General features: G+C 60.8%; 4 protein-coding genes. All 4 read right to left on the bottom strand.

The window, feature by feature from the left end; translation table 11 throughout:
* Positions 1–698 (bottom strand): succinate dehydrogenase iron-sulfur subunit (locus NCT03_RS33460; RefSeq protein WP_250470234.1); only part of this gene is annotated, 698 nt, incomplete at its 3' end.
* A 19-nt stretch (positions 699–717) separates the two neighbouring features.
* Entirely contained in the window at positions 718–2,493 is a 1,776-nt protein-coding gene (gene sdhA / locus NCT03_RS33455; protein ID WP_244829109.1) for a succinate dehydrogenase flavoprotein subunit, read from the bottom strand.
* Between the two features lie 5 nt (positions 2,494–2,498).
* Complete coding sequence (gene sdhD / locus NCT03_RS33450; protein ID WP_244829108.1) at positions 2,499–2,867, bottom strand: succinate dehydrogenase, hydrophobic membrane anchor protein; 369 nt, start codon at positions 2,865–2,867, stop codon at positions 2,499–2,501.
* A gap of 4 nt (positions 2,868–2,871) precedes the next feature.
* Positions 2,872–3,210 (bottom strand): succinate dehydrogenase, cytochrome b556 subunit (gene sdhC, locus NCT03_RS33445; RefSeq protein WP_250495491.1); only part of this gene is annotated, 339 nt, incomplete at its 5' end.

Genomic DNA, 3,210 nt, shown 5'->3' with positions numbered 1-3,210 from the left:
GCGCGGCGCACCATCAATTCCTTGATCTTGCCGATCGCCTTGGTCGGGTTGAGCCCCTTCGGGCACACGTCGACGCAATTCATGATCGTGTGGCAACGGAACAGACGATACGGGTCTTCCAGGTTGTCCAGACGCTCGCCGGTCGCTTCATCCCGGCTATCCGCAATGAAGCGATACGCCTGCAGCAAGCCCGCCGGGCCGACGAACTTGTCCGGATTCCACCAGAAGCTCGGGCACGACGTCGAGCAACTCGCGCACAGAATGCACTCGTACAGCCCGTCGAGCTCGTCGCGTTCGACCGGCGACTGCAGACGCTCTTTTTCCGGCGGCGGCGTGTCGTTGATCAGATACGGCTTGATCGAATGATACTGATTAAAAAATTGCGTGAAGTCGCAAATCAGATCGCGCACCACCGGCAAGCCCGGCAGCGGACGCAGCACAATGCGCTGCGGCAGATCGTTCATGTTCTGCAAACACGCAAGACCGTTCTTGCCGTTGATGTTCATCGCGTCCGAGCCGCACACGCCTTCGCGGCACGAACGGCGAAACGACAGCGTCTCGTCGACCGACTTCAGCTTGAGCAGTGCATCGAGCAGCATGCGTTCGTGCGAGTCGATCTCCAGCTCGTAGGTCTGCATGCGCGGGGCTGCGTCCTTGTCCGGATCGTAGCGATAGACTTCGAAGATTCTCTTTGCCATTTCGATTTTCCCTTGTGCCTTAGAAGGTCCGTGCCTTCGGCGGCACCGATTCGACCGTCAGCGGCTTCATCTGCACCGGCTTGTAGTCGAGGCGATCGCCTTCGCTGAACCACAGCGTATGGCGCATCCAGTTCTCATCGTCGCGATGCTCGAAGTCGCTGTGCGCGTGCGCGCCACGGCTTTCCTTGCGCGCTTCGGCCGACACCATGGTCGCGCGCGCGACTTCGATCAGGTTCGCCAACTCCAGCGCCTCGACCTTCGCCGTGTTGAACACCTTCGATTTGTCCTTCAGATGCACGTGCTTCACGCGCGCGGTGAGTTCGTCGATCTTGCTCACGCCCTCTTCGAGCAGCTTCGATGTGCGGAACACGCCCGCATGCGCCTGCATGGTCGAACGAATGTCGTTGGCGATGTTCTGCGTGTATTCGCCCGACGTCGACTTCTCCAGCACCGCAAGGCGTTCGAGCGCGAAGTCGGCGGCATCGGCCGGCAGCGGCTTGTGCTCTTTCAACTCCTTCGCGTGCTTGATGATGTGATTGCCCGCCGCGCGGCCGAACACCACCAGGTCGAGCAGCGAGTTCGTGCCCAGACGGTTCGCGCCATGCACCGAGACGCACGAGCATTCGCCCACCGCGTAGAACCCGTTGACCGGCTCGTTATAACCATTGGACGTACCCACGACCTGCCCGTGCATGTTCGTCGGTATGCCACCCATTTGATAGTGGATGGTCGGCACCACGGGAATGGGCTCCTTGATGCAATCGACGTTGGCGAACTTGAGCGCGATCTCGCGAATCGACGGCAAGCGCTTCATGATCGTCTCGGCGCCGATGTGCGACAGATCCAGCAATACGTGGTCCTTGTTCGGACCCACGCCACGGCCTTCCTTGATTTCCTGATCCATCGAACGCGAAACGAAGTCGCGCGGCGCGAGGTCCTTGAGCGTCGGCGCGTAGCGCTCCATGAAGCGGTCGCCGTTCGAATTGCGCAAGATGCCGCCTTCGCCGCGCACGCCTTCGGTAATCAGCACGCCCGCGCCCGCGACACCGGTCGGGTGGAATTGCCAGAACTCCATGTCCTGCAACGCGATGCCCGAGCGCGCGGCCATGCCCAAGCCATCGCCCGTGTTGATGAACGCATTCGTCGATGCCGCGAAGATACGTCCCGCGCCGCCCGTGGCGAACAGCGTGGTCTTGCCTTCGAGGATATACACGTCGCCCGTTTCCATCTCCAGCGCGGTGACGCCGAGCACATCGCCTTCGGCGTCGCGGATCAGGTCCAGCGCCATCCATTCGACGAAGAAGTGCGTTTTGGCCGCGACGTTCTGCTGATACAGCGTGTGCAACAACGCGTGGCCGGTACGGTCGGCCGCGGCACAGGCGCGTTGCACGGGCTTTTCGCCGTAGTTGGCCGTGTGTCCGCCGAACGGACGCTGATAGATCGTGCCATCCGGATTGCGGTCGAACGGCATGCCCATGTGTTCGAGCTCATACACGGCGTTGGGCGCTTCACGGCACATGAATTCGATTGCATCCTGGTCGCCGAGCCAGTCGGAGCCCTTGATGGTGTCGTAGAAGTGATAGTGCCAGTTGTCCTCGCTCATGTTGCCAAGCGAGGCACCAATGCCGCCTTGCGCGGCGACCGTATGCGAGCGCGTGGGAAACACCTTCGACAAAACAGCGACCGACAGGCCCGCACGCGCGAGCTGCAGCGATGCGCGCATGCCCGAGCCGCCCGCGCCCACGATGACCACGTCGAAACGGCGACGCGGCAGGGAAGTCTTGATTGCAGCCATGTTCTTTAAACTCTCCAGAGAATCTGTGCAGCGTAGCCGGCGCATCCGACGAGCCAGAGGATGGTCAGCACCTGAAGAAACAGGCGCACGGCCATGGGCTTCACGTAATCCATCCAGATATCGCGAATGCCGACCCACGCGTGATAGAACAGGCAAAGCAGAGTCACGAACGTGGCAAGCTTCATCCACTGCATGGCGAAGATGGACGCCCAGCCTTCATAGGAGAAGCTGTGTGCGGCGAAGAACCAGAACAGCAAAACGACGGTGTACGCCGCCATCACGACGGCGGTAATGCGTTGCGCGAGCCAGTCGCGCAGGCCGTAATGCGCGCCCACGACCAGGCGCTTCGGGCCAACTCTGTTTTGGGTTGCCATGGTCTTAGAAGGCTCCAAAAATTTTAAGGGCCATCACAGCCGTGAGAAGCAGCGAGACGACGAGCACGATCAACGCGCTTTGCTTGCCGCCTTCCTTGTTCACGCCAACGTGCGTGTCGAGCAGCAGAAAGCGAATGCCCGCGCAGAAGTGATGCAGATACGCCCACGACAGCACGAGCGTGATGATCTTGACGATGGGGTTGGCCAGAAAGCCCTTGAACGCGTCGAAACTGAGTTCCGAGGTCAGGCTCTGATCGAGCAGATAAAGAATGAACGGCAGCGACACGAAAAGCAGCAAGCCGCTGATGCGATGCAGGATGGACACCTTCCCGGCGAGCGGCAA

It is taken from the genome of Caballeronia sp. GAWG1-1, assembly GCF_023631465.1.
Lineage (GTDB): Bacteria > Pseudomonadota > Gammaproteobacteria > Burkholderiales > Burkholderiaceae > Caballeronia.
This window is presented reverse-complemented; position numbering and strand designations above follow the sequence as displayed.

Coding starts and splice junctions, on each gene's coding strand:
- sdhA (WP_244829109.1), bottom strand. CDS start 2,493: ATGGCTGCAATCAAGACTTCCCTGCCGCGTCGCCGTTTCGACGTGGTC.
- sdhD (WP_244829108.1), bottom strand. CDS start 2,867: ATGGCAACCCAAAACAGAGTTGGCCCGAAGCGCCTGGTCGTGGGCGCG.